The sequence below is a fragment of the Brachyspira intermedia PWS/A genome, assembly GCF_000223215.1.
GTDB classification, from domain to species: Bacteria; Spirochaetota; Brachyspiria; order Brachyspirales; family Brachyspiraceae; genus Brachyspira; species Brachyspira intermedia.
In genome coordinates, this window is sequence record NC_017243.1 from 2474164 (window position 1) to 2499308 (window position 25145).

Sequence of the window (25145 nt, forward strand, 5' to 3'; positions counted from 1 at the left end):
AGCGATAAACTTATTATTATATATAAAAAATCTCGCTTTAAAATCTCTATAAGCTTTTAGCTGATAGACGCTCGATTTTTTATTTTTAATATAGCTTACAACTAAAGTTATCAGCTACTCGTTTATCGCTTTAAAAATATATTAATATATAATTTATATTAATTATATTAGCAATAATAAAAAATATATTGACACAATATACTGATATAGTGTATAATCAAAAAACTAATATTGGGTTAAAAAGAGGTTTATGATGAAAGTATTATGTATTATTATATTTATTATTAGTTCATACATTTCTTATGCTCAAGTGAGTGATGATTTTAAAAATTTAGCGGCAACAAATAAAGAATCAGCATTATACAAATCAGTAATATCAGAAAATATTGATGAATTTAAATATGTAATTGAAAATATTGAAAACAATAAAGAATATATAACTTACTCTATAACAAACATTGAAACATGGTATAACTATATACCCAATTTAAGCACTAATAGTTTCTCTAATTTCGTAAAAGTTTTATTAGATAATGGAATGGATATTAACGAATCTGGAAAAAATCTTATACTTGATGTAAGTAAGTCCTACGATTCACATCGTCAACCTAAATTCGGATCAAGTGAAATTATAGGAGTTCCAGATAGCAAATATAAAATTGAAACACTGATGAATCTTGGAGCAAATATTAATATACAAGATAATGATGGAAATGGTATACTTCACTATATACTTTCTAGAGATAATATAGGAATAGAAGAATATGATATTTTTGAAATGCTTATAAAAAACGGAATCAATATTAATTTAAAAAATAATGATGGAGATACTGCACTTCATAAGATTTCATATAAAAAAAATAATGGTCATAGAGATATCGATATGGAAAAAAAAGTTATATCTCTTTTGATAGAAAATAATGCAGATAAAAACATAAAAAATAATAATGGAAAAAAAGCGTATCCCGGAGCATTTATATATAATATAAAATTAATTTTAGTAAAATATTTAATGATATATTATACCCTATTTTTATACTTCTACTTATAATTATAGTTGCTATATCATCTTTTATATTCTATGCAATATCAGGATTTATTGAAAATATAGCTGGATTTTTTAGATAATTGATTTTTATGCTGATTAAAATTATATATATTATTATTTTTAATAGAACTAAAATTATGATATAATTTTTTCATATTATAATTTTTCTATTTTTTCTATACTAAGTCCTGTTAATTCGCTTATAAGATTTAAATCCATATTTTTATTTTTCATATTTCTGGCTAGAGAATATTTTTCTTGTTCTATACCTTGTTCTATACCCTTTATACGCTCCTCATTAAGCATTAGGACATTAAAGTAATCTCTTTCATAATTACTGTAGCCATTATATAAATCATTACTATTAACAAATTTATTATATTCTTCATATACTTCTTTCATTATAGGGTTTTTCTTTACTAATATTTCCATAGTATCCTCCAATTTATCTTTAGAATTTAAAAACTCAAACCAATCTGATAAATCTTTACACAATTTATTATTACTATTAAATTTTTTCAATTCAAGAAAATGAATCTCTAAATGATTAGTTAATATATGATTGGTTTCTAACTCTTTTATAAAATAACAGCTATGAGGCTTATCTATACCTTTTATCAAATTAAAATCAAGAATATTAATACTTATTACAGGCGTTAAATCTGAATATATATCCTTAGATTTTAAATTTGTAAAATAATTTTTAGCCCAATAGTATAAACTTCTATATATAAATGACTGATTACCTATTCTTTGTATTTCTATAATTATAGTTTCACCTGATTTTGTTTTTGCTTTAACATCTGCTATTGATTCTTTATCAAATACATTTTCTTTTAAATTAAAAGTATTAAGTACTTCTATATATTCAAAAGGCTCTTGATTAGAATCTATCCTAACAGAATTAATTAGGTTTTTTAATATATGCTCATGTCCCTCTTTGGCAAACATATAACGCATAAAATAATCATTAAGCACATTAAATTTTTTATTATTTGATCTCAATTCCATAAAATTATTATAATGAATTTTTATTCTTTGTCAAATAGTATCAATTAAACATATATTAAAAAATATATCTAGTTATGGATATTCTAGTATTTAATTTTGACAAAAAGTATATAATAGTATTATGAATAAATATGCATCTCCAATATATAAATACAAAGGAAGAGTTAATTTAATAATCTCTTTAATATCAGCTTTAATAAATTTAACAGCATTACTCAATATAAATAATTTTAATTTAATCACATTTAACGCAGTATATTTATTTAGCTTCTTTTCAGTATTTATGTTTATCAATTCCCGTACAGTTTATACTAACATTTTTAAAAATTACAAGAAAGAAATAAAAAATAAAACTCTATTCTCTTTTGTTGGTTTTGTTATATCATTAATCTTATATATCTTGATTACAAAAATTGTTTTTAATAAAATGGTAGTATTTAATTATATATATGCAATTTTTCCTATTATGAATTTTATTTCTATAATACTAGCTAATATAGTATATTTTATACTAGAAAAACTTTTTATAAATGAAAATAAACATTTATTTAATATTAAATGCATTTCAAATATATTATTAATATCATTTGTGTATACATCAGTTTTTATACTATTATATTTATTTTATGAATCTAAATACATTATTATTTTATTGAGTATATCAAACTCATTATTATCATCTGCAATACTATCAGTTTTTAATATAATGTCATCGAAGTTTATGAATCCTTGGAGCAGGTTTATATTTGTAAATGCTGGTTATATAATATCTTTTATTTTATCTTTAATAATATCTTCTATTATAACAGTGATTTTCTTTACATTCACAATAAAAATATTTGTTTTTACTTCCACAATAATATTATTGTCATTTATAATTTCTCTTTTATTAGCACATTATATAAAAGCATATTCATATTTATAAATATAAATCAAAATATAATTTTTATATTATAATTTTTCTATTTTTTCTATACTGAGCCCTGTTAATTCGCTTATAAGATTTAAATCCATATTTTTATTTTTCATATTTCTAGCTAGAGAATATTTTTCTTGTTCTATACCTTGTTCTATACCTTCTTTAATACCTTCCTCTTTCCCTTCTACTCTTCCTAATCTTCTTTCCTCTTCTAACATTATTTGATTACCGTATAGATATGCTTGTCTTTTATCATATTCATTCATCATCAATCTATCTTTAATAAAGTTATTATATCTTCTTTGTACTTCTTCCATTATAGGTTTCTCTTTTACTAATTCTGACATTATAACCTCCTTATTATCCTTATCTTTCATAGTAAAAAATTTAAGCCAACAATTTAAATCATATTCTAATGTATTATATTTAAATTTTTTCAATTCTATTATATGTATTTGTAAATGGTCAGTAAGTAATCTTTTATTATTGGTATCATAAATCATATAACAGGAATGTATAAAATCATTATCATCTAAATTGAAATTAAGTAAATTGATACTAATTACTGGAGTTAGAGCATCATATTTTTCACCTTGTTTCAAAAGTTTATTATAATTAGAAGCCCAATAATATAATATTCTTTCTGGAAATCTTGAATTACCTTGTAATTGTATTTCTATAATAACAACTGTTCCATTTTGAGTAATACATTTAACATCTGCAATAGTTTCTTTATCTTCATAATTCTCTTTAAAATTGAAAGGAGTTAATATTTCTACAGATCTAAAAGTTTTCATTCCAGAATCAAGCATTATTGAATTAATAAAGTCTAATAATATTGCTTCACTGCCTTTATCGGATAAAAGATATCTCACAAAGTAATCATTTAAAACATTAAAATTATTATTTGATCCCAATTCCATAAAATTATTATAATGAAATATTTATACTTTGTCAAATAGTATATATTTTATTATTTGGCATATAAAAGAAAGAAAATTCAAATTTGATTAAAGAACAAAAATATATTATACTAACCCTAAAATTTATAAACGGATAACTATAATGCAAGAAACATTTTTTGGAAGCGAAAAAGAAGAAAATCAAAAACTCACACCGATGATGAGGCAGTACAAAGAAATAAAAGATAAATATAGTGACAGTATACTTCTTTTTAGAATGGGAGATTTTTATGAGGTATTTTTTGATGATGCAAAAGTAGTGTCCGATATATTGGGTCTTACACTTACAAAAAGAGCTAATGTGCCTATGGCAGGAGTTCCTTATCATGCTATAGACAATTATTTATCAAGATTAGTTAAATCCGGAATGAAGATTGCTATATGCGATCAAATGGAAGATCCTAAACTTGCAAAAGGTATAGTAAAAAGAGAGGTTACTCAAGTTATAACTCCGGGTACAATTTCAGAAAATAAATACCTTGAATCAAAAAGCAATAATTATTTAGCTTCAGTAATAGTGTCAAAAAGCGAGAAAAATGCAGCTTTATCTATATGCGATATTTCTACAGGAGAACTTTATGCTACAGAAATAAATTCTAATTTAGAAAATCATAATGAAGCTTTAAAAGAAATTATTAATGAACTTACAGAAGAAATTATAAGATTCTCTCCTAAAGAGATTATGACTATAGAATCCGTTTCTGAAAGTATTATTATAAAAGAAATTCAAAATAAATTTAATAATGTATTCTACAGTACCACTCCAAATTATACTGCAGAACATTCTTATGCATATAAAACTTTAACAAATCATTTTAAAACAGTATCATTAAAAAGTTTCGGTATAGAAGAAAAACCTCTTTTAATATCATTATTAGGATCAACTATATTCTATATACAGGAACTTTCAAAAACTTCTCTTGAGCATATTTCAAATATTAAACTATATAATAGAAGAGATTCAATGACTTTGGATTATGCTACAATAGCAAGTTTGGAAATATTAGAAACTATAAGAAATGATAATAATAAAATGACATTGTTCGACACCATAGACAGAACAAAAACTTCTATGGGAGCTAGATATTTAAAAAGAATAATCGTAGAGCCATTATTAAATATAGAAGAAATAAATAAAAGACTTAATAATGTAGAGTTTTTCTATAAAAATCAAAAGTTTATGTATAAAATAAGAGATTTGCTTCAGGATATTGGAGATATAGAAAGACTAGCATCAAAATTGGCACTTGGAAGAATTAACCCAAAAGAATTAGTATCATTAAAAAGATTTTTAGTAGGTTCTCTTGAAGTTGTAACAGAACTTGCAATGAATAACTTTGAAGATGTAAACTTTGAAGAAGTTAATGATATAAAAATAATAACTGATTTAATAGAGCGTGCAATATTAGAAGATCCGAAAGTTGTTATAAATGAAGGCGACATTATAAAAGATGATTATGATGAAACATTAAAAAAATATAATGAAGCTAGAAGAGAAGGAAGGTCTTGGATAGCAGAACTTGAACATAATTATAAACAAGATACAGGAATAAATAATCTTAAAATAAGATACAATAATGTTATAGGTTATTATGTAGAGGTAACAAAAGCGAATGTATCATCTGTACCAAGCGACTTTATAAAAAGACAAACATTAATAGGAAGCGAAAGATATACTACAAGCAAATTAATGGAGTATGAAACTATTATAAATGAAGCTAATGAAAAAAGCTATGCATTAGAATATGATATATTTATTGAAGTTAGAAATAAAACCAATGAATATTTAAACTCAATATTAAAAATGGCAAGAGTAATTTCCATAATAGATGTTTATTCTTCGCTTGCTTGTTTAGCTAAAGAAGATAATTATATAAAACCTATAATAACAGATGACGGCATAATAGATATAAAAGACGGAAGACACCCAGTTGTAGAAGTTAATCTAAAAACAGAAAGCTTCATTCCAAATGATACATATTTAGACAATAAAAATGAACATATGCTTATAATTACAGGCCCTAATATGAGCGGTAAAAGTACATATTTAAGACAAACAGCTTTGATAGTACTTCTTGCTCAAATAGGTTCATTCGTTCCTGCATCAAGTGCGAAAATTTCTATAGTTGACCGTATATTTACTCGCGTTGGTGCAAGCGATAATATAGCAAGAGGAGAAAGTACATTCTTAGTAGAAATGAATGAAACAGCATACATTCTAAATCATTGTACAGATAAAAGTCTTGTTATAATGGATGAAATAGGAAGAGGTACTTCAACTTATGACGGACTTTCTATTGCTTGGGCTATAGTAGAATATTTAGTTCATGAAGAAAATAAAAAAGCTAAAACTCTATTCGCTACTCACTATCATGAACTTACTATGCTTGAAGATTTGGAAGGCGTTAAAAACTATAAAGTATTAGTTGAAGAATATAAAGATGAAATAATATTTATGAAAAAAGTTACTGAAGGAGCAGCTAAATCCAGTTATGGTATATATGCTGCAAAAATAGCCGGTGCCCCTAATAAAGTTATAAAAAGAGCCACTGAAATATTAAAAAGATTAGAAGCTGATGCTAGTGTTCAGGTGGAAAATATAGAATTAAATACTCAAAAATCTAAAAATATACTTCCGCTTTATGAAGAGCCTAAAATAATAGAAAAAGAAAGCGAAATAGAAAAAGAGATAAAAGATTTGAATATTAATACGATAACACCTCTTGATGCCATGAATTTAATTAATAAATGGAAGAACATGATATGAAAATATCATATTAATTTCATTGATTTTTTTATAAATTCAATTTTAAGAGGTTGCAAGCCGAAATTATAGTATAATAATGAGGTGTACAATGACTGAACAATATTACTACAAATCAACAACTGAAAGAGAATTCGACTGTGTAAAAGATGATGAGAGATTGATAGAAACTTTATCGGATAAGGGCTATACTGTTTATGCCATTGCACAAAAATCTAATCAATTAATACCATATCATGAACATCCTTCCGAAGAAATGGTAATAGTATTAAGCGGTAAAGTAAGATATATAGTAGAAGAAGAAATCGTAGATTTAGAAGAAGGCGATATTATAAGGGTAAGACCGCATTCTGTGCATTCCATGATAGGAATTTCTGAAAACGGTATATCTAATTTACTTTTAGTATTTATTTAATCTTTTATAAATTAATAGTAAAAAATAAATATGTTACACTAAAAATTTTCAGTATATACCTAAACAACTATATTTTGTAATTTTTTACATTTTTGTAAATGTAAATTATATTTTTTTATAAAATATGTTTTATTTATAAAATTACTTATTGTTTTTGTACAATAATAAGAGTAATCAACCGCACGTATAGCTGGCATTTGATAAGATGAAACAGTGCAGTGCGGAAAGGTGCCGCAGCTCGCGGTTGACAAAATATAATTGTTTAGGTGTATACTAAATATATTTAAAATGTAAAAATTGAAATGGATTATTTTTAATATAAAAGTATTAATTAAAAAATTTAATACAAATACTAAATTATTTGAAATCTTTATAAAGCATACTAGGCTGAACATCAGTATTATTCTGATATTTGCTGCTTGTATATTCTTCATATTCTCCGTCTATTGTATGATAATAAAGCTGAGCTATTTCAACCCCTGGATATATTATTATAGGCTTTATACAGAAAATTTCTAAAGTCCAATAACCTGCAAATCCAACATCGCCGAAACCAGCAGTAATATGAATAAATATTCCAAGCCTTCCTATAGATGATCTGCCCTCTATCATAGGAACGAATTTTTTTGTATTAGTATATTCCAAAGTTCTACCTAAATATAATTCATTAGGCTTTAACTCATAACCGCTTTTTGGTATTATTATTTCATCTACTTCATTTGGTTTTTTCATATCAAGAACATTGTCTTTATATACTAAAAGTTTATCATGAAGTTTTACATTATAGCTATTAGAATTTAATTGTTTTCTATTAAATGGTTCTATTATTATATCTTTACCAAGATTTTTTTCTATTTCAAGTCCTGACAAAATCATTTATTTATTTTCCTGCAATTTATTTTAAATTATTTCACTTTATTTTTCGGTATTATTATAGTATAATTTATCGAGCAAAATAAAATGAGGGAGTTATTAAATGCTATCTATAAATTATAAAAACGTTTTAGGATTTTTACAAGAGCATGAATTAGAATATCTTGCTGAGCATGCTAAATATGCAAATGAACTTCTTGAAAACAAAAAAGGTGCCGGCAATGACTTTTTGGGATGGGTTAATTTACCAACTGAAGCTTTAAAAATGGTTAAAGAAATCGATGAATTAGCTAAAGAAATAAGAGAAAATGCTGAAGTATTAGTATCTGTTGGTATAGGCGGTTCTTATTTAGGCGGTAAAGCAGTAATTGAATCATTTTTGAATCCTTTCTCTCAGGCTAAAAAAGGAAATACTCAAGTTGTATATGCAGGCCATAATATGAACGGAGAATATTTCAAACATTTATTAGATTATTTAGAGGGAAAAGACTTCTATATTAATGTTATATCAAAAAGCGGTACTACAACTGAACCTGCTATAGCTTTCAGAATGTTAAAAGAATATGCTGAAAAAAGATACGGCAAAGATGGTGCTGCTAAAAGAATAATAGCTACTACAGATAAGGCTAAAGGTGCTTTAAAAACTTTATCTACAGAAAATAAATATAGAACTTTTGTAATACCTGATGATGTTGGCGGAAGATATTCAGTTCTTACCCCTGTAGGACTTATACCTATAGCTGTTGCTGGAATCAATATAGAAGAATTTGTTAAAGGTTTCGATTCTATGGCAAAAATAACTAAAGAAATGGATTATAAGAAAAATCCTTCTATGTTATACGCTATGCTTAGAAATGCTCTTTATAATAAAGGATTCAGCACAGAAATAATGGTTAACTATATACCTAGAATGCATTATGTATCTGAATGGTGGAAACAATTATACGGTGAAAGCGAAGGTAAAGATAAAAAAGGTATATTCCCTGCTTCTGTTGATTTCTCTACTGACTTACACTCTTTAGGTCAATTCATACAAGATGGTAAAAGAGGATTATTTGAAACTGTTATAAGAGTTGATAAAGAAGATATTGATTTAAAAATGAAAAAAGAAGATTCTGATTTGGACGGACTTAATTATTTAGACGGAAAATCTTTACATGAAATTAATAAGTCAGCATTAGAAGCTACAGTTCTTGCCCATGTTGATGGAGGAGTACCAAATATCATAATAGATTTAGATAAAATTACTCCATTCACTATTGGAGAGCTTTTATACTTCTTTGAAAAAGCATGCGGCATATCTGGTCATATACTTGGAGTTAATCCATTCGATCAGCCTGGTGTTGAAGCATACAAGAAAAATATGTTTGCTATGCTTGGTAAAAAAGGTTACGAGGAAATGGGTAAAACTTTAAGAGCTAGATTAGAAAAATAATAATTATAATAAAATATTATTAATAAGGCTGATAGTAAATGGTAAATAAAATTTATTATCAGCTTTAATTTTTATATATCAATTATTTTTTTCCTACAACTGAATATATAAAACCTTTTATTTGTTTTTTATCTATTACTTCAAATCCGTTTTTTATCATTAGTTTAGATATACCTTCTTTGTTTTCTGTATGACAATCTCCGCTTTTCATTATTTTAAATAAAATATGATTATCTATCCAAGCTGCAATTCCTCCAACTCCTGTATCTGATAATATATAAAGTCCTCCTTTTTTAAGAACTCGGTAAGCCTCTCTCATAGCTTCATTAGGATATGGATAATGATGAAAACTTTGTATACATGTTACTATATCAAAAGTATCATCATCAAAAGGGAGTTTATTTGCACTGCCCAAAATAAATTCGGCATTCTTTATTTTTTTAGATTTTGCAATCTTTATCATCTCTTCTGATAAATCAAGACCGTAAAATTCTGCCATTTCTTTATCCTTTAGCATATTTATTAAATAACCTGTTCCAGAGCCTATATCTAGCAGTTTATTATAATCTATATTTTTTAAATATTCTGACACATAATTACAGCTTATTTTTCCGTATTTAGAATAATAAATTGTATCCTTTTTATCATAAATACTAGCTTGCTTATTAAAATGTTCTTTTGATAATTTTTCATAATCTTTCATAAATATTTCCCCATATATAAAAAAAGTTAGTATATTCTAACATTTAAAATAATTAAATCAATAATAATTTTTACTAATATTTTCATATATTCAATTATGTAAAAATAAATTATTTTCAAAAAAATACATTATTTCATATTATTTTATATTGTATTTATTTCTATTTATTATATAAACTGTTTTATATATCAATAATTTTTAAAGGAAAACATTATGAAAAAAATATTAATACTTTTTACTATTGTTATATCTTTTATATCAATAGTATCATGCTCCAATCAATCAGAAAAACAAAATAATAATTCACAGCAAAATGGTCAAAAAATATTAAAAGAAGGAGAATGGGATATTAATCCAAAACAAATAAATGAAGTAGATGAAAACATAAAAACAATTTTTGATAATACTGTTAAAAATTTATTAGGTGTAAAAAGAGAATTAATGCTCTATATTGGAAGCCAAAATCTTAATGGTACCAACTATGCTTTTATATGCCGAAGCGAAATAACATATCCTTCAGCATTGCCTTACTATGAAATTATTATATGCAATGTATCTCCTTCAAATGAAATATCTATAGTAAAATTAGAAAAGATAATAGAAAGCAGTCAGAGCAGTGTAGGCGGAATAGTATGCACATCATCTGATGAAGCTAAAATTAATATATCAAATTCTAAAGAAGCTAATGATATCATCAAAGTATTTAAAAATGCTGTTAAAGATATTAAAGATACAAAATATACTCCTGAACTTTATGCTGCAAGCCAAGTTGTAAAGGGAATCAATTATTATTTTATAGCTCATGCAGAACTTAATGACGGAACTCATTCAATAAAATTACTAACAATAAATAATTTTACAGAATCAAGCGAAGTTATTGAAGTAAAAAATATTTTATGATATCAAGAATTTAGGAGTTATGTAAACTCATTATTAAAAATATTATAGTTCAATTAACATAACAATGCAGATTTATGATATCCTTAACCGATAATAATCTGTAAGAGGGTATCAACATGAGAAACATAAGATATAAATATTTGTTTGTTATTTTATCGGTAGTATTCATTTCTACTTTAGAAAATTTATATGGTCAAATCGCCGTAAATACCTATTCTTTAGAAATTACTACTAACGATATAGAAATAGTTAAGTTTATAAATGGATATCAGCTTTATTTAAAGAAAAAGCCGAATGTATACGGATATAGAATACAATTAAAAAGCCAAGATGGTTTTAATTCTTATCTTCATATTGATAATAGCGGCAGTACTAACTCTATAGTAAGAATAAGAGAAAGCGATTATCATTATAAACTTGGGGAAGTATTTAAAGTATTTATTCCACAAAATGTATATTTGGATAGAAGAAACAATAATTCTCCATTTACTTTAAGGGATAATATTACTCTAGTTTTAGAAGCCTATAATATCAACAATGAGACTTTAATAAATAATGAAATAATATTAAAGGCAAATAATGCAGAAATTTCAACACCTACTATAACACTTAGAAATGTTGAAAAAGAAGGCGATCTATATGCATTTTATCTATACTACTCTGGAGGCGATAATGGAGAATATGCATTTTATGTAAGAGAAGGAAGAACAAATACATCATATAAATTAATAGATACTTCTTATGGAAATACTGGAAATTATGACAGCAGCGGTATTATATTAGAAGATACTTTTAATAGATCATTAGGTAAAAAACTCTATATAAAAGCATATTTTAAACAGTTGCCTGAAGATAGATATTTATCTTTCAATGTATTTAATACTCAGGGTGAAAGCTTTACTTATCCTATAGATTATGTTATAGAAACTACAAATGTACAAAAGGAAGTAGTACCTCCTCAAATCCCTAACGGAGGAAATGAAGGTCCCGTACAAATAAGACCTAGAGATAGAGTTATAGAAACTTCTACAAATACTATAATAGTAAAAAAAGATGCTCAGCCTCAAAAAGAAAATAATGAGATAAAAATTTTATCTTCTGCTAATATTGTTGAAAATCCTGTAACAGAAGAAAAACCAATTATCGAAGAACCTGAAGTAAAAGAAAATTTCAATTATAACTTGGAAGCTATGGATAATTTAAATAATGCTAGTAAATCATTCAATACCCCTAATAATTATGTAAAAGATCAAGAAGAATTGAGTGATAAATTTAAAGGCATTATTAAAAGATATAAAGATGAAGGAAGCATAGACTTAGTTGTAGTGCTAGATACAACAGAAAGTATGCATCCTTATTTGAAAACTATAAAAAGAGATATAAGGGGTATGGTTACAGAATTATTCGATAATCATAAATATTCAAGAGTAGGTTTTTTGCTTTACAGAGATGTTAAAGATACTTATCTTACAAAAAAGATAGATTTCAGCGATAATATTAACTTTATAAATAGAGAAGTTAATTATTTCTATGCAGCAGGAGGCGGAGATAAGGCAGAACCTATGTATGAAGCTTTACAGGAAGCATTAGAAACATTTGATTATATTAATCAAAAAAGATTAATAATAGTTATCACAGATGCACCTGCTAAAGTTATTGGAAGAGCTAATTTGGATTTGAATTTATCTACAGCTAAACAAAAAAATGTTACTGTAGAATTTGTATTAGCTTCCGAAATAGAAGAAGAGGAAGAAGATCTTTCTGATGATTATTTATACTTCTTTAATTTCTAAATATATGTTGATAATAATGAATGAAAAGCCCTTACCAAATAAGGTTTGGGCTTTTATTATATTTATGGGTTATCAAATTTATTTATGATTGGAATTTGATTTAATCTATATTCAATATTCAATCTTTTAAAAATAAAATAAGTTAAACAAGATACTGTTATCCCAATAAATGCCCCGAATACTACATCACTAGGATAATGAACTACTAAATAAATTCTAGAAAAACCTATTAATGCTGCAATCAATACAGCTATAAAACTATATTTCTTATTAAAATAAAGAAAAATAGGAAAAAGCACAGCAAATGATGCAGTAGTATGAGAGGAAGGACATGAAAATGAAGTTTCAAGATGCTTGCCAACAGCAATCCAATATTCATTATAAATGGGATCTGTAAAAGGACGTTCTCTTGCTATCAATGGTTTTAATATTATAGCTCCTATAAATATAGATATAAATAAACTTACAGCCATATTAATACCGCAAACTCTAGTCCTTTTTATAAATATTAATATAATTGTAAATACCATCAAAGGAATTGATTCGCCTAAATATGTTATAGATGAAAAAAACAAATCTAATATTTGATAATTATTATGTAAACTATGAGCAAATTCTATTATAGTTTTATCGAATATATTTATTATCTGCATTTATGATTCCTGTAATTAATTTTTTAATAAAACAATTATATTATAAATATGTAATAAATTTTTTAGTAATAGTGTATACCTAAACAACTATATTTTGTCGAAATAATTTTTTAATTTAAAATATTTTCAGGGCTTTGCCCACCGCTCTGCGTACTTCGTACCCCCCCACTTCTTTTGCGACTGAAGGAAGTACCTGCGACTGAAAGGAGTACCTGACGAAGTCCACTGTAAGTGTAGGTATGGTATTGCCACAAAGAAGCTATATCCTCGACAGGCTCGGATACGCTTCGCGAAAGGCTATATTTTATCTTAAATTTAATGAATTACCTTACATATAAGACAATTTTAATATGATTTAGTACTAATTTTTACACTTGCACTTTCGCCGTAGGCGTACTTCGTATGGTTCTTTGACGAAGTCCGCCTGTGGCGTGCGGCGGGAAAAAGAACAATAAAAAATTGACAAACTTAAAAATTTTCAGTATATACAAAAAATAGGAAAGGAGTAATAATTACCCTTCCCTATTCTAATATCATATAATTATTAAAAAATAATTATTTTAATTCAGGCCAATATTTTTTATTAGCTTCTATTAACTCATCTAATATTTTCTTAGCAACTTCAACACTAGGAACAGTTCTTGACATACTGATAGCCTGCCACATTTTCAAATATGAACCTTCTATCCAAGCATCAACAACTAATTTTTCTACAGCTACTTGCTGTTCCATTAATCCTTTATTGAATCTAGGAATTTCTCCCATTACTAAAGGTTCAGGACCATTGCAGCCAACTATACAAGGTATTTCAACCATTGCAGTAGGATCAAAGTTTATTATAGAACCATTATTAGGAACTATCAATAACATTCTTTCTCCTGTATTATTGCTTATAGCACAAGCTAAATCTACTATATAAGTAGCATGTCCTCCTACTTCAAATGTAGAATCTTTAGCAGTACCAGCCTCTGTTATTCTTTTACATTCTCCAAATACTCTTTTTTCTCTGCCATCTCTAACCATATCAGTTCTAGTATAATTAATATCAGAATGACTTACTACATAATCAGGAAATAAATAATATTTGAAATAAGTATTAGGCATGAAGTTTGGAGAAACAGCCAAAATATCTCTAGCTTTCTCATAAGTAGAATGCCAATCAGCATCTACATGTCCTTCCATAGATGGATGTAAGTATCCGTTTTTAGAAACGAATTCTTTTAATATAGGCATTAAATCTCTGCCTGTGCTTTTTTCTATTATACTAGTCCACCAACCAAAATGGTTCAAACCGAAGTATCTTACTTGCATTTCTTTTCTTGATTTCAAACCGCATATAGATGCCATAATATCTTCTATACCAACAGGCATATCACAGATATTTAAAACTTTAGAATTAGGTTTTAATCTTCTGCAAGCTTCTGCAACTATAGCAGCAGGGTTAGAATAGTTAAGCATCCAAGCATTAGGAGAATATTTTTCCATATAATCTATTATTTCTAAAACTCCTCCTATAGAACGCATACCATAAGCCATACCGCCGGCACCGCAAGTTTCCTGTCCTACGCATCCGTATTTAAGAGGTATTTTTTCATCTAAAGAACGCATTTCATATTTACCAACTCTTATATGAGCCATAACAAAATCAACTCCAGTGAAAGCCTCTTTAGGATCTGTTGTGAAAGAGAATTTAACATGAGGAGCTCTCTCTTTCATGATGATAGCACAAGCATTTCCAACTATAGCCTGTCTCTCTGCATCATTGTCATATAATTTCAATTCTGATAAAGGAAATCTTCCTTCTTCACTTAAAAGCATTAAAATAATTTCTGGCGTAAAAGTACTTCCGCCTCCGGCTATAACAACTGAATGTTTTTTCATTTTATTACTCCTTAAAAAATTTATTAAAATTTAGTATTATTATTCACTAGTTTTCAAAAGTTCTTCAAATTTAGCTTTTACTTGAGGCACTGATAAACCTACTATTATTTGTATAGCATTTCCTTTTTTAACAAGTCCATGAGCACCACCTTTTTTGAATGCATCTACATCTTTAACAAGATTCATATCTTTAACTGTTACTCTCAATCTAGTAGCACAGTTAGTAACATGCTCTATATTATTTCTTCCACCCAATGCCTCTAGATAGATAACAGCCTGATCCTCAAAACTTGATTTTTTAGCTTCTCTTTCTTTATAATCTTTTTTAGTATATAGTTTAGTCTTACTATCGCCCCTTCCAGGAGTAGGAATATTAAATTTTAATATCAAAAATCTAAATACAACAAACCATATACCAGTAAATATAAGCCCTATAACAATATTTGCTATAACCATAGATGAATGATTTTTCATAGCAAATATCCAGTTTTGCGTTATAAAAGCTATTAATCCTGATCCATAGTTTCCTACTACGCCTCCAACTACATATAATACTGTGGCTAAACTAGCAGCCAAAATAGAATGCACAAAAAATAAGAAAGGAGATATAAATAAAAATGTAAACTCTAAAGGTTCAGTAATACCTACAAGTATTGATGTTAATGTTACAGGAATAAGCAAAGCAGCCATTCTCTCACGATTCTCTTTATTAGCACAGAAATAAATAGCTAAAGCAAGTCCGGGAGCTCCAAATACTTTAGAGTTTCCATGCAAAGCAAATCCGCCTTCAGGGAATAATTGTTTAAGAGGCTCAACCATATTTGAAAATTCAGCAACATGTTTTATCCAATAAGGTTCTATACCTTCAGGAACAACAGCTGGCCCGTAAATAAAAGGTCCATAAATGAAATGGTGAAGTCCTGTAGGTATTAATATTCTTTCTAAGAAAGTATATATAAATACTCCTGCTCCGCCTGCATTTGCTAGGAATTGCTGCATTGAAGCTATTAAAGCCTGTATTTTAGGCCATATTAAACATGTTAAGAATGCTAAAACCAATACAACAAAGAAACCTATAATATGTACAAAAGATGTTCCTTGAAATACTCCCAAATAATCTGGAAGTTTTGTTTCATAAAATCTATTATGAATTGTAGTAATAATTACACCTATAAATATTGCCCCTATTATGCTTGTATCTAATGTTTTAATACCTGCTATTAAAGCTAAACCGCTTACTCCGCCTGCTTCTTGAGTGAAATCAACTCCAAACTGAAGACCCCAAAATTTAAGTATAGCAGCTATAAAATAATTATATGATAAGTAGCATATCAAAGTTGCTAATATTGCTCTTTCAGGCGCCATTTTTGAAAGTCCTATAGGAATACCTAAACAGAAAAATAAAGGCATATTTCTGAATATAGTCCAAGCACCTTCTTCTATTATAAATACTAATTTGTAGAATACGCCATCAGGATTAGCCAAATTTCCTACTATAGCCTGATCTTTAAAAATAATAGTTAATCCTACAACTAAACCGGAAAAAGAAAAAAGCAATACCGGTACAAACATGGCCGCCCCAAATTTTTGGAAACTAGCCCTTAAATCAATATTAGCAAACATTTATATCCCCCTCATTTTAAATTTTTATATCATAATTCAGAGCTTTATAATCTCTAAAATATTTGCATCCTCCTTTACAAAACGCAGACGAAAATAAAATAAATTATTTTAAATAATCTAAATATGGTTTTTGAGAATCTATCATTCTATCCACCATCTCTTCAATATTTTTACATACATTAACAACAGGGTTAGCAAGTATAGCCTGTATAGCATATTCTTTTTTATGATGTATAGCAGCTTCAGCAGTTAAATCATATACGCTTACATAATTTCTTAAAAGTGATAAATAACCTTTAGGAACATTATTTAATTTTACGCCTTTAACTCCGTCTTTGCTTATTTCAGCAGGAACTTCAACTGCTATCCAGCTAGGTAAATCTTCTATTAATCCATCATTCAAAATATTAACAGCCTCTTCTACATAGCTTTCATTTGTAACTATACCGTCTATTATGCTTGAAGCTCTTTCTTTTACTCTCAATTCTATTTTAGGTTCTGCTTTAGAAAGTACAGTTCTGTATAATTCATAGAAATCTAATATTCCTCTATGATCAACAACGTCCCAAGCCCAGCCTATATATTCACCGAAATGGCTGTCAACTGTTATAGGTAATAATTTATATTTTTCTAATATTACTTTTAATAATCTTCTGTCAGCCCATATAAATTCCCCTTTTAATTTTTCTTCTATAGAGTGATCAAAACTTTCTGTTTTTGAAAATGCATTATTTGCTTTAGCGTATTTTAATAAATCACTATATCCAACTTCATGCTCAAAATAACCATGTGCATTTTTTAATACATCAGGATATAAATCTTTTCCGCTTTTTTTGTCTTTAATCTCTAATAAGCAGCTGAAATGATTAAGTCCTCCTGCCTTAATATCCAATGAGTCATAATTCATTCTTAAAATTTTTGGAAGCCATTTATGAAGCCAGCCTATCTCATGGCACATACCTATAAATCTAGCATTAGGATAAACTCTTTTTACAGCAGTACATATAGCAGTCATAGGATTTGAAAAATTGAATATATAAGCATTAGGACATATATCCATAGCATCTTTTACTATATCCAAAATAGGCGGAATAATTCTTAAAGAGTGGAATACTCCTCCAGGTCCTCCGTTTTCTCCATAAACCTGATGAATACCATACTGCATAGGTATTTTCCAATCCTCATCCCATAATTGAAATCTATCCCCTACTTCTATTGAACTTATAATAAATTCAGCATTTTTGAAAGCCTCTTTCCTATCTGTAGTGGCATCAACAGTAAAATTTAATTTATTAGCCTCAATAAACTCTTTAACATAATCATATACTTTTTTCAAAGCATTAGGGTTAATATCAAGTAAAGTTATATGAGAGCCTTCTAAAGACTTAGTAGAGAAAATATCTCCAAGCATATCACATCCGAATTGTGCACTTCCTGCACCTACCAAAACAAATTTAATCATTTCCATCTCCTTTTATTTATAAAATTGAATATTAATTAAATATTCATAATATCTATAACTATTATTATATACAAACAATATACAATGTCAATAAAATGATACTAAAATATCATTTTTTTAATACTAAAATATCATTTTTTAGTTAAAACTGTAGATTTTTCATATAAAATATATTATTATTAATATTAATTAATATTTTTGCTAATATTTATTACATTTTTAATATCATTATTATGATATTGTTTATTATAAAAAATGTAATATAATATAAAAAATCATTATAGGACTGATTCAATGGTACAGAAAGAGAAAGTTGAGAATATTGCTAAGATTTTGAATATTGCAGAAACAACAGTAAAAAGATTTTTCTATTCTCCTGAAAAACTGCATAGTGATACTTTTAGGGAGATAATGTCTGTTTTAGCTGAATACTATCCTGAAGATTTAAGATCAATAGTAAAATCAGACTATAGAGATATACTATTCATATTAAGAGATCATAATTTAATGGTAGCTTCTGATATAATTAAATATCTTCAGAAAATAACTTTAAAATATAATATTTCAATAAGACTGTATGAAAATAGTGAAAATATACCTTTGAATATACTTATTAATAAAAACAAAAAGAAATGGAGTGATATTAGAGGCATCATAAGTTTATCAACTGAAACTGAAGAAATTACAAATGACTTTTTAATTCCTACAGTATTTTTGAATATGCCTCAGCAGGAATACGGATTAAATATAGATGTTAATGATTATTTAGGCGGTAAATTAGCCATAGAACATTTATACGAAAATAATTGGAGAAATCCTGCCTTTGTTGGACATTATGAATTAAGCGGAGATATAGTAGAAAGATATGAAGGAGTAAAAACTGCATGCGAAAATCTTAATATAGATTGCAAACTATTTAACACATATAATTTTTCTATGGAAGAATCATACAATATAACAAGGCAAATTTTACAGGATAAAACAATAGATTCTATTTTTTATTTTTGCGATCAAATGGCTATAGGAGGAATTAAAGCTATAAATGAATATGGATATGAAATGGGAAAAGATATAGGTGTAATAGGATTTGATAATTTAGAAATATCAGAATTTTTAGGATTAAGCTCTATGGATCAGAAATTATATGAAAAAATTCTATACTCTATAGAATATATTTTATTTGGAAACGGAAAACCTTTTACAGAGAAATCTCCTTTAATAAGTTATACTCCTGAGGTAATAGCAAGAAAAAGCTCTTTAAGGAAATAAAATAATAAGATAAAATATTATTACTAAAATAAATCTTTAATTATATTAGGATATTTAATATCATTTATTTTTGATATTCCTGCATTATTATCAAATTCTGTTATATGCACTTTTATAGGATCTATTTGACTTGTAATATATTTTATAACATTAGATGAAACAAATACATCTTTTTTTACATTGATAATTATGAAAGGTATTTTAAATCCTCTAGTATGAAATAATTCCACCTGCTCTAAAGATGAATGTATAACATTAGAATCATATTCTACAATAGGTATTATATGAATTTCATTTTCTTTTTCTATATCAAGCATTAAATCCATAAAATTATAATTCTCTTTTATAGGCGAATATAAAGATAATGATTCAAACACCATATAATCATAAATATTATTATTTTCATCTATAAGATCAGTAATATCTCTTTCATCTATTTTTGCATTAATACTGTGAAGAGGAGATATATTTCCATTAGTAGCATAGGAAACAAATATTTCTGAAGCTTTTAAAGAAGTTGTATTTTTTATATATTCAGGGTCGAATAATTTATTATCTCTTACTTCCATTACAAAAGGTTTATAATAGCATACACTTTTATCCAGCATCTTTAATGATGACACTATATGAGAAGAAATATAAGTCTTACCAACATGACTCTTATCAGATATAACACAAAACAGCTTCATCTATACTACCCTTAAAATTAAATATATTTAACATCTAATTTTACTTTATATTTAACTTTTTCACCTGCTTTTAATGATATATTTTTGCAGCATACTATAGTAGAATTTTGATAATTCATCTCTAGTTTATCAACAGCATCGGATATAGTGAAGTTAGGCATATATAAGAACACTGTTTCTTCGCTTGCTTCCATTAATACATTTATTTTTATATATGATTCATCGGCCATACCGAAAACTGTTCCTTTGTATTCTCCGCAATCAGACAAATTATTAGAAACTTTTTCATTGCCTCCTATATAATATCTGTCTGGTTCCTGTCCTGCAAGCAATGTTATATTATTTTCTAAAGCATATACAAATTCTATATCTTCATTAGATTTATTTTCTATAATAGATTCAACAGAAAATTTTCCGTCATTGTTTACAATATATCTTTTTACCAAATGTATATCTTTGCCATTAACCTTTGAAGTCTTTTCAAAAGATACGGTAGCATAATCTTTATTGATAAGATTTTCCAAAACATCATAATGAAGATTATAAAAATCTGCATTTTCTTCATATTTTAATAATTGGAATTCTTCAGCAGTAGGCATTTTATTTAGGAAGTGGTCAACTCCGAATACTTTTTCATTTTTATCGAATACCAAATATTTAGCAATCTTATCATCAACTTTTTTTGCTATTTCATGTATTGATACATGCTCATCATTATTTTGATTATTATTAGAATTTCTTACAGCAGCTATATGATAAGCCTCTTCCCTTCTTCTAAGACAATCTATTAAATTAGTAGGGTTTCCTTTTTTCAAATCCCATTCTATTAAAGATCCGCTTAAAGTATGGAAAACTAATCCGGCATTCTCACATGAAATCATGATCTCCTCTCTGCCGTCCATATCAAAATCCAAGCTATGACTTAAAAAATATTTTCTTCCATAAACTTTCTCTAAAGATATAGAAGTAGCCTTAATTAAATTAGCATAAGTAGCATGTCTTAAATTATTTAAATAAAGACCGCCGAATGTACCATGCCAATAAGGACAATTACACTGCCCCTTTAATAAATAACTCAAAGCCTCTTCTTTTTCTTTATAATTAGAATCTGTAATCTCCCCTATCATATTGGAAGTAAATATCATTCTTTTATTCATTCTATTGCTTTCAGAATACTTGCTGAAATAATTTCTCCAGAAACCGCCTCTCATAAATCTGCTTACAATTTCATTATCTTCAGATTTTTTTAATTCTTCCTGTTTTGAATGGAATTCATCCTGTACTTTAGCAGGTAAAACCCAAGTAAGCATTTCTTCATAAGAGCCTGTAGGTATATAAATTCTTGATATAGGAGGATGTTTCTCCATATATTCACTGTATGTAGTAGTGATAATCGTATCTTTTTCTTTTGTAAGGGCATCAAAAAACTTTTCAAGCCATTTATCTTCATATACCCATTTTTGAGTACCAGGCCAATCTCCGTATTTTTCACCGTCATCATGAAGAACTACAACTCTGTCGCCTTCTTCAGTAGCTATTGATTTTAAATATTCAATGGACTTTTCAACATCTCTAAACGGTATTAAATAACGAAGTTCCTGAGATATTGGGAATATATTTAATTTATAATTCTCATTATCAGTTATAAAGTAACCAAACATATTTTTAGTGTCTATTCCTGTAGTTAAAAACTGAGAATCATCAAGCATTATATATTTGATGCCATTCATAGCTAAATTCTTAACTAATGTAGGCTCCCAAACTCTCTCAGCAATCCAAGCACCTTGAGGAGTAATATTAAAATTCTTTTCTATATATTCATTTAATTTTTTTATCTGTATATCTTTATCTTTATCCGGTATTGAAGGCATTATAGGTTCATAAAAACCGCCGCTTTGCATTTCTATTCTTTTTTCTTCTGCAAGTTTTTTCAAAGCCTGAATATGTTCTGGGTGATTCTTTTCAAGCCATTCTAATAAACAGCCTGTATAGTGAAAATTAAATTTTATGTCTTTATATTTTTCTAATATATCTAAAAAAGGCTTATAAGCATTTTTATATGTATTTTCAAATACAAAGTCAAAATTGCCAACCGGCTGATGATTATGGTTACCCAATATTAAATTAATAGTTTTCATGATAATGCCCTGCTTTATTGAAATTTATTACTTATAATTTCGTAATAATAGAAAAATTAATTAACATAATTCTATAATAAATAAGTCTTTTTGTAAAGCATCTTTTTTATAGTATTACTTCAAACAGTATTGACTTTTTACTTTTTTTATTTATCATATTCGATTATCAAAAAAACTGATTTTTTTAAAATGATGTTTTTTGATAAAATCTTATTTAAGGACTTTTTAATTTATGTGCGGGATTGTTGGATATATAGGGTATAATAAAGCATCAGATATATTAATGCATGGACTCTCTTCATTAGAATACAGAGGATATGATTCTGCTGGTATATCTATAGCAGACTCAAATAATAATATTATCACTTTCAAAGCTGAAGGAAAACTTGAAAATCTAAAAAACATATTAAAAAATGAAAAAACATAGAATCAAATATAGGCATAGGGCATACAAGATGGGCCACTCATGGTGCTCCTTCCGATATTAATGCTCACCCTCATTTTACTGAAAGGCTTACATTGGTACATAATGGAATTATAGAAAATTATAAAGATATAAAAAATGATTTAATAAAAAAGGATATAAATTCTTATCGGAAACGGATACTGAAGCGGCAGCAAATTTAATAGATTCATTATATGAAGGTGATCCTTTAACTGCCATAAAAAAGGCTTTGGATATTATAGAAGGCTCTTATGCATTCGCTATCATTTTTAAAGATGATATTAATAAATTATATGCTGTTAGAAAATCTGCTCCTTTAATAGCTGCTTTAGGTGAAAATGAAAATTTCTTAGCTTCAGATATACCGGCAATATTAAAATATACAAATAAATATATTTTGATAGATGACGGAGATATAGCTATTTTAGAAAAAAATAAAATAACTATATATGATGAAAACTTAAAAGAAAAAGATTATGAAATACTTGAGGCAAATTGGACTGTAGAACAAGCTGAAAAATGCGGATATGAACATTTCATGCTTAAAGAGATTAATGAACAGCCTAAAGCTCTTCTTGATACAATAGAGCCTAGAATAGTTCATGGCATTCCAGATTTTAAAAGAGACGGAATCGAAGATGAAAGTTTTTGGACATTCTTTGACAGGGTTTATATAATAGGATGCGGTACTGCTATGCATGCCGCTATGATAGGAAAAAGACTCATAGAAGATAATTGCAGAATACCCGTAGAATGCGAAATAGCTTCTGAGTTCAGATATAAAAATCCTATACTTACAGAAAAAACTCTTTCAATATTCATATCACAATCCGGAGAAACTGCTGATACTTTAGCTGCTTTAAATTTAGTTAAAGAAAAAGGATACAAAACTTTAGCTATAGTAAACGTTAATAGTTCTTCTATAGCTAGAAATGCTGATTATGTTATATATACTTATGCAGGCCCTGAAATATCAGTTGCATCTACAAAGGCTTATTCTGTACAAATGGCTATAATGTATTTAATAACTTTTAAAATAATATCTGCAAGAAAAATTAAAGATAATGATTATATAAAAATACTTATAAAGAATTTACTTAATACAATAGATTCTGTAAATAAAGTTCTCACTATGAATGATGAAATAAAATCACTATGCTATGATTATAAATAAGCTAACAGCATATTCTTTATAGGAAGAGATTTAGATTATTATCAGGTAATGGAAGGAGCTTTAAAGATGAAAGAGATAAGCTATATTCATTGTGAGGCTTATGCAGGAGGAGAACTCAAACATGGTGCTATATCTCTCATTACAGACAATACTCCTGTAGTGGCATTGGCTATACAAGAAAAAATACTTAGTAAAATGATAAGCAATACAAAAGAGGTAATATCAAGGGGTGCTAATGTTTTACTTTTTGTAAAGGAAGGCATTGATATAGATAAAGATTCATATAGAAAAATAGTATATCTTCCTAAAGTTGAGGATATGTTTATGCCTATAGTTTCAATTGTGGCATTACAATTATTAGCATATCATACATCTGTAATAAGAGGATGCAATGTTGATAAACCTAGAAATTTGGCTAAAAGTGTTACAGTTGAATAAATAATACAAAAATTAAAAAATCTTGTATTTTATTAAATATTTATTTCAGCTTATTTATATTTTATTAAAATACAGGATTTTTTATTTGACTAAATAAATAATTATTATAATTGTATTTTTTTATTAATTGATTTATTATTAACATAATTATTAGAATATACTGAATTTTTTAAGTTTGTCATTTTTTTAGTCAACTTTTTCCCGCCGCAAAAAGTTGCAAAAAGTGCAAATATAAAATTAGTATGAAATAATACTAAAATTATTTTGTATGTAAGATAGATTATTAATTTAAGCACACCTAAAGGTGGACTTCGTCAAATATAGCCATTCGCCGTAGGTGGGCTTCGCCTGTGGCAATACCATACCTACACTTACAGTGGACTTCGTCAGGTACTCCTTTCAGTCGCAGTACTTCCTTCGGTCGCAAAAGAAGTGGGGGTTGCGAAGCACACAGAGTGGTGGGCAAAGCCCCATATATTAAAAAGAAAATATAATTATATAATTTGATTATATTCAAATTATATAATAATTGTATTTTTTTATTAATTGA

At 27.0% G+C, this 25145-nt stretch carries 17 protein-coding genes and 2 pseudogenes; 9 read left to right on the plus strand and 10 right to left on the minus strand.

Annotated elements, in window-relative coordinates; all coding sequences use genetic code 11:
- Positions 1–253: 253 nt before the first annotated feature.
- Positions 254–1128: pseudogene (locus tag BINT_RS10630) on the plus strand (ankyrin repeat domain-containing protein).
- Positions 1129–1204: 76 nt separating this feature from the next.
- Here the strand turns inward: BINT_RS10630 and BINT_RS10635 are convergent.
- Positions 1205–2059, minus strand: a complete 855-nt coding sequence (locus BINT_RS10635) for an Rpn family recombination-promoting nuclease/putative transposase (protein ID WP_014488582.1) — start codon at positions 2057–2059, stop codon at positions 1205–1207.
- 121 nt (positions 2060–2180) lie between these two features.
- Between BINT_RS10635 and BINT_RS10640 the strand changes: the two genes are divergently transcribed.
- A complete protein-coding gene (locus tag BINT_RS10640; protein ID WP_014488583.1) occupies positions 2181–2984 on the plus strand; it encodes a hypothetical protein in 804 nt (267 codons plus the stop codon).
- Positions 2985–3010: 26 nt separating this feature from the next.
- Here BINT_RS10640 and BINT_RS10645 read toward each other — a convergent pair whose 3' ends face one another.
- Positions 3011–3901, minus strand: coding sequence for an Rpn family recombination-promoting nuclease/putative transposase (locus BINT_RS10645; protein WP_014488584.1), 891 nt, complete (start codon positions 3899–3901; stop codon positions 3011–3013).
- Between the two features lie 142 nt (positions 3902–4043).
- Between BINT_RS10645 and mutS the strand changes: the two genes are divergently transcribed.
- Both mutS and BINT_RS10655 read left to right on the plus strand, forming a co-directional pair.
- On the plus strand, positions 4044–6707 hold the full coding sequence (gene mutS / locus BINT_RS10650; RefSeq protein ID WP_014488585.1) for a DNA mismatch repair protein MutS: 2664 nt from the start codon (positions 4044–4046) through the stop codon (positions 6705–6707).
- 88 nt (positions 6708–6795) lie between these two features.
- Entirely contained in the window at positions 6796–7119 is a 324-nt protein-coding gene (locus BINT_RS10655) for a cupin domain-containing protein (protein ID WP_008723089.1), read from the plus strand.
- 357 nt (positions 7120–7476) lie between these two features.
- Here BINT_RS10655 and dcd read toward each other — a convergent pair whose 3' ends face one another.
- Positions 7477–7995: a dCTP deaminase gene (gene dcd / locus BINT_RS10660; protein ID WP_014488586.1), complete on the minus strand. Its 519-nt coding sequence runs from the start codon at positions 7993–7995 to the stop codon at positions 7477–7479.
- A gap of 100 nt (positions 7996–8095) precedes the next feature.
- Here dcd and BINT_RS10665 point away from each other — a divergent pair, with 100 nt between their 5' ends.
- Positions 8096–9427, plus strand: a complete 1332-nt coding sequence (locus BINT_RS10665; protein WP_014488587.1) for a glucose-6-phosphate isomerase — start codon at positions 8096–8098, stop codon at positions 9425–9427.
- Positions 9428–9509: 82 nt separating this feature from the next.
- Here the strand turns inward: BINT_RS10665 and BINT_RS10670 are convergent, their stop codons facing one another.
- Positions 9510–10130 (minus strand): class I SAM-dependent methyltransferase, encoded by a 621-nt coding sequence (locus BINT_RS10670; RefSeq protein ID WP_014488588.1) that lies wholly within the window; start codon positions 10128–10130, stop codon positions 9510–9512.
- A 213-nt stretch (positions 10131–10343) separates the two neighbouring features.
- Here BINT_RS10670 and BINT_RS10675 point away from each other — a divergent pair, with 213 nt between their 5' ends.
- Positions 10344–11030 (plus strand): hypothetical protein, encoded by a 687-nt coding sequence (locus tag BINT_RS10675; protein WP_014488589.1) that lies wholly within the window; start codon positions 10344–10346, stop codon positions 11028–11030.
- 116 nt (positions 11031–11146) lie between these two features.
- Positions 11147–12823 (plus strand): vWA domain-containing protein, encoded by a 1677-nt coding sequence (locus BINT_RS10680; RefSeq protein WP_014488590.1) that lies wholly within the window; start codon positions 11147–11149, stop codon positions 12821–12823.
- A gap of 62 nt (positions 12824–12885) precedes the next feature.
- Here the strand turns inward: BINT_RS10680 and BINT_RS10685 are convergent, their stop codons facing one another.
- The 4 genes from BINT_RS10685 to BINT_RS10700 all read right to left on the minus strand — a co-directional run bounded on the left by BINT_RS10685 (position 12886) and on the right by BINT_RS10700 (position 18442).
- Positions 12886–13476, minus strand: coding sequence for a phosphatase PAP2 family protein (locus BINT_RS10685; RefSeq protein WP_014488591.1), 591 nt, complete (start codon positions 13474–13476; stop codon positions 12886–12888).
- A gap of 555 nt (positions 13477–14031) precedes the next feature.
- Complete coding sequence (locus BINT_RS10690; RefSeq protein WP_014488592.1) at positions 14032–15357, minus strand: 6-phospho-alpha-glucosidase; 1326 nt, start codon at positions 15355–15357, stop codon at positions 14032–14034.
- A gap of 39 nt (positions 15358–15396) precedes the next feature.
- The gene (locus BINT_RS10695) at positions 15397–16980 is read right to left on the minus strand and encodes an alpha-glucoside-specific PTS transporter subunit IIBC (RefSeq protein WP_014488593.1); all 1584 of its coding nucleotides are present in this window, start codon (positions 16978–16980) and stop codon (positions 15397–15399) included.
- A gap of 103 nt (positions 16981–17083) precedes the next feature.
- Positions 17084–18442 carry a family 4 glycosyl hydrolase gene (locus BINT_RS10700; protein WP_041177414.1) on the minus strand — a complete coding sequence of 453 codons (1359 nt, stop codon included), beginning with the start codon at positions 18440–18442 and terminating at the stop codon, positions 17084–17086.
- Between the two features lie 294 nt (positions 18443–18736).
- Here BINT_RS10700 and BINT_RS10705 point away from each other — a divergent pair, with 294 nt between their 5' ends.
- Positions 18737–19711: a substrate-binding domain-containing protein gene (locus BINT_RS10705; RefSeq protein ID WP_014488595.1), complete on the plus strand. Its 975-nt coding sequence runs from the start codon at positions 18737–18739 to the stop codon at positions 19709–19711.
- Between the two features lie 23 nt (positions 19712–19734).
- Here the strand turns inward: BINT_RS10705 and bioD are convergent, their stop codons facing one another.
- Both bioD and BINT_RS10715 read right to left on the minus strand, forming a co-directional pair.
- A complete protein-coding gene (gene bioD / locus BINT_RS10710) occupies positions 19735–20400 on the minus strand; it encodes an ATP-dependent dethiobiotin synthetase BioD (protein WP_041177415.1) in 666 nt (221 codons plus the stop codon).
- 17 nt (positions 20401–20417) lie between these two features.
- Positions 20418–22538, minus strand: a complete 2121-nt coding sequence (locus tag BINT_RS10715) for an alpha-amylase/4-alpha-glucanotransferase domain-containing protein (protein ID WP_014488597.1) — start codon at positions 22536–22538, stop codon at positions 20418–20420.
- 232 nt (positions 22539–22770) lie between these two features.
- Between BINT_RS10715 and glmS the strand changes: the two are divergent.
- A pseudogene (gene glmS, locus BINT_RS15375) lies at positions 22771–24595 on the plus strand (glutamine--fructose-6-phosphate transaminase (isomerizing)).
- The last annotated feature ends 550 nt before the right edge of the window (positions 24596–25145 follow it).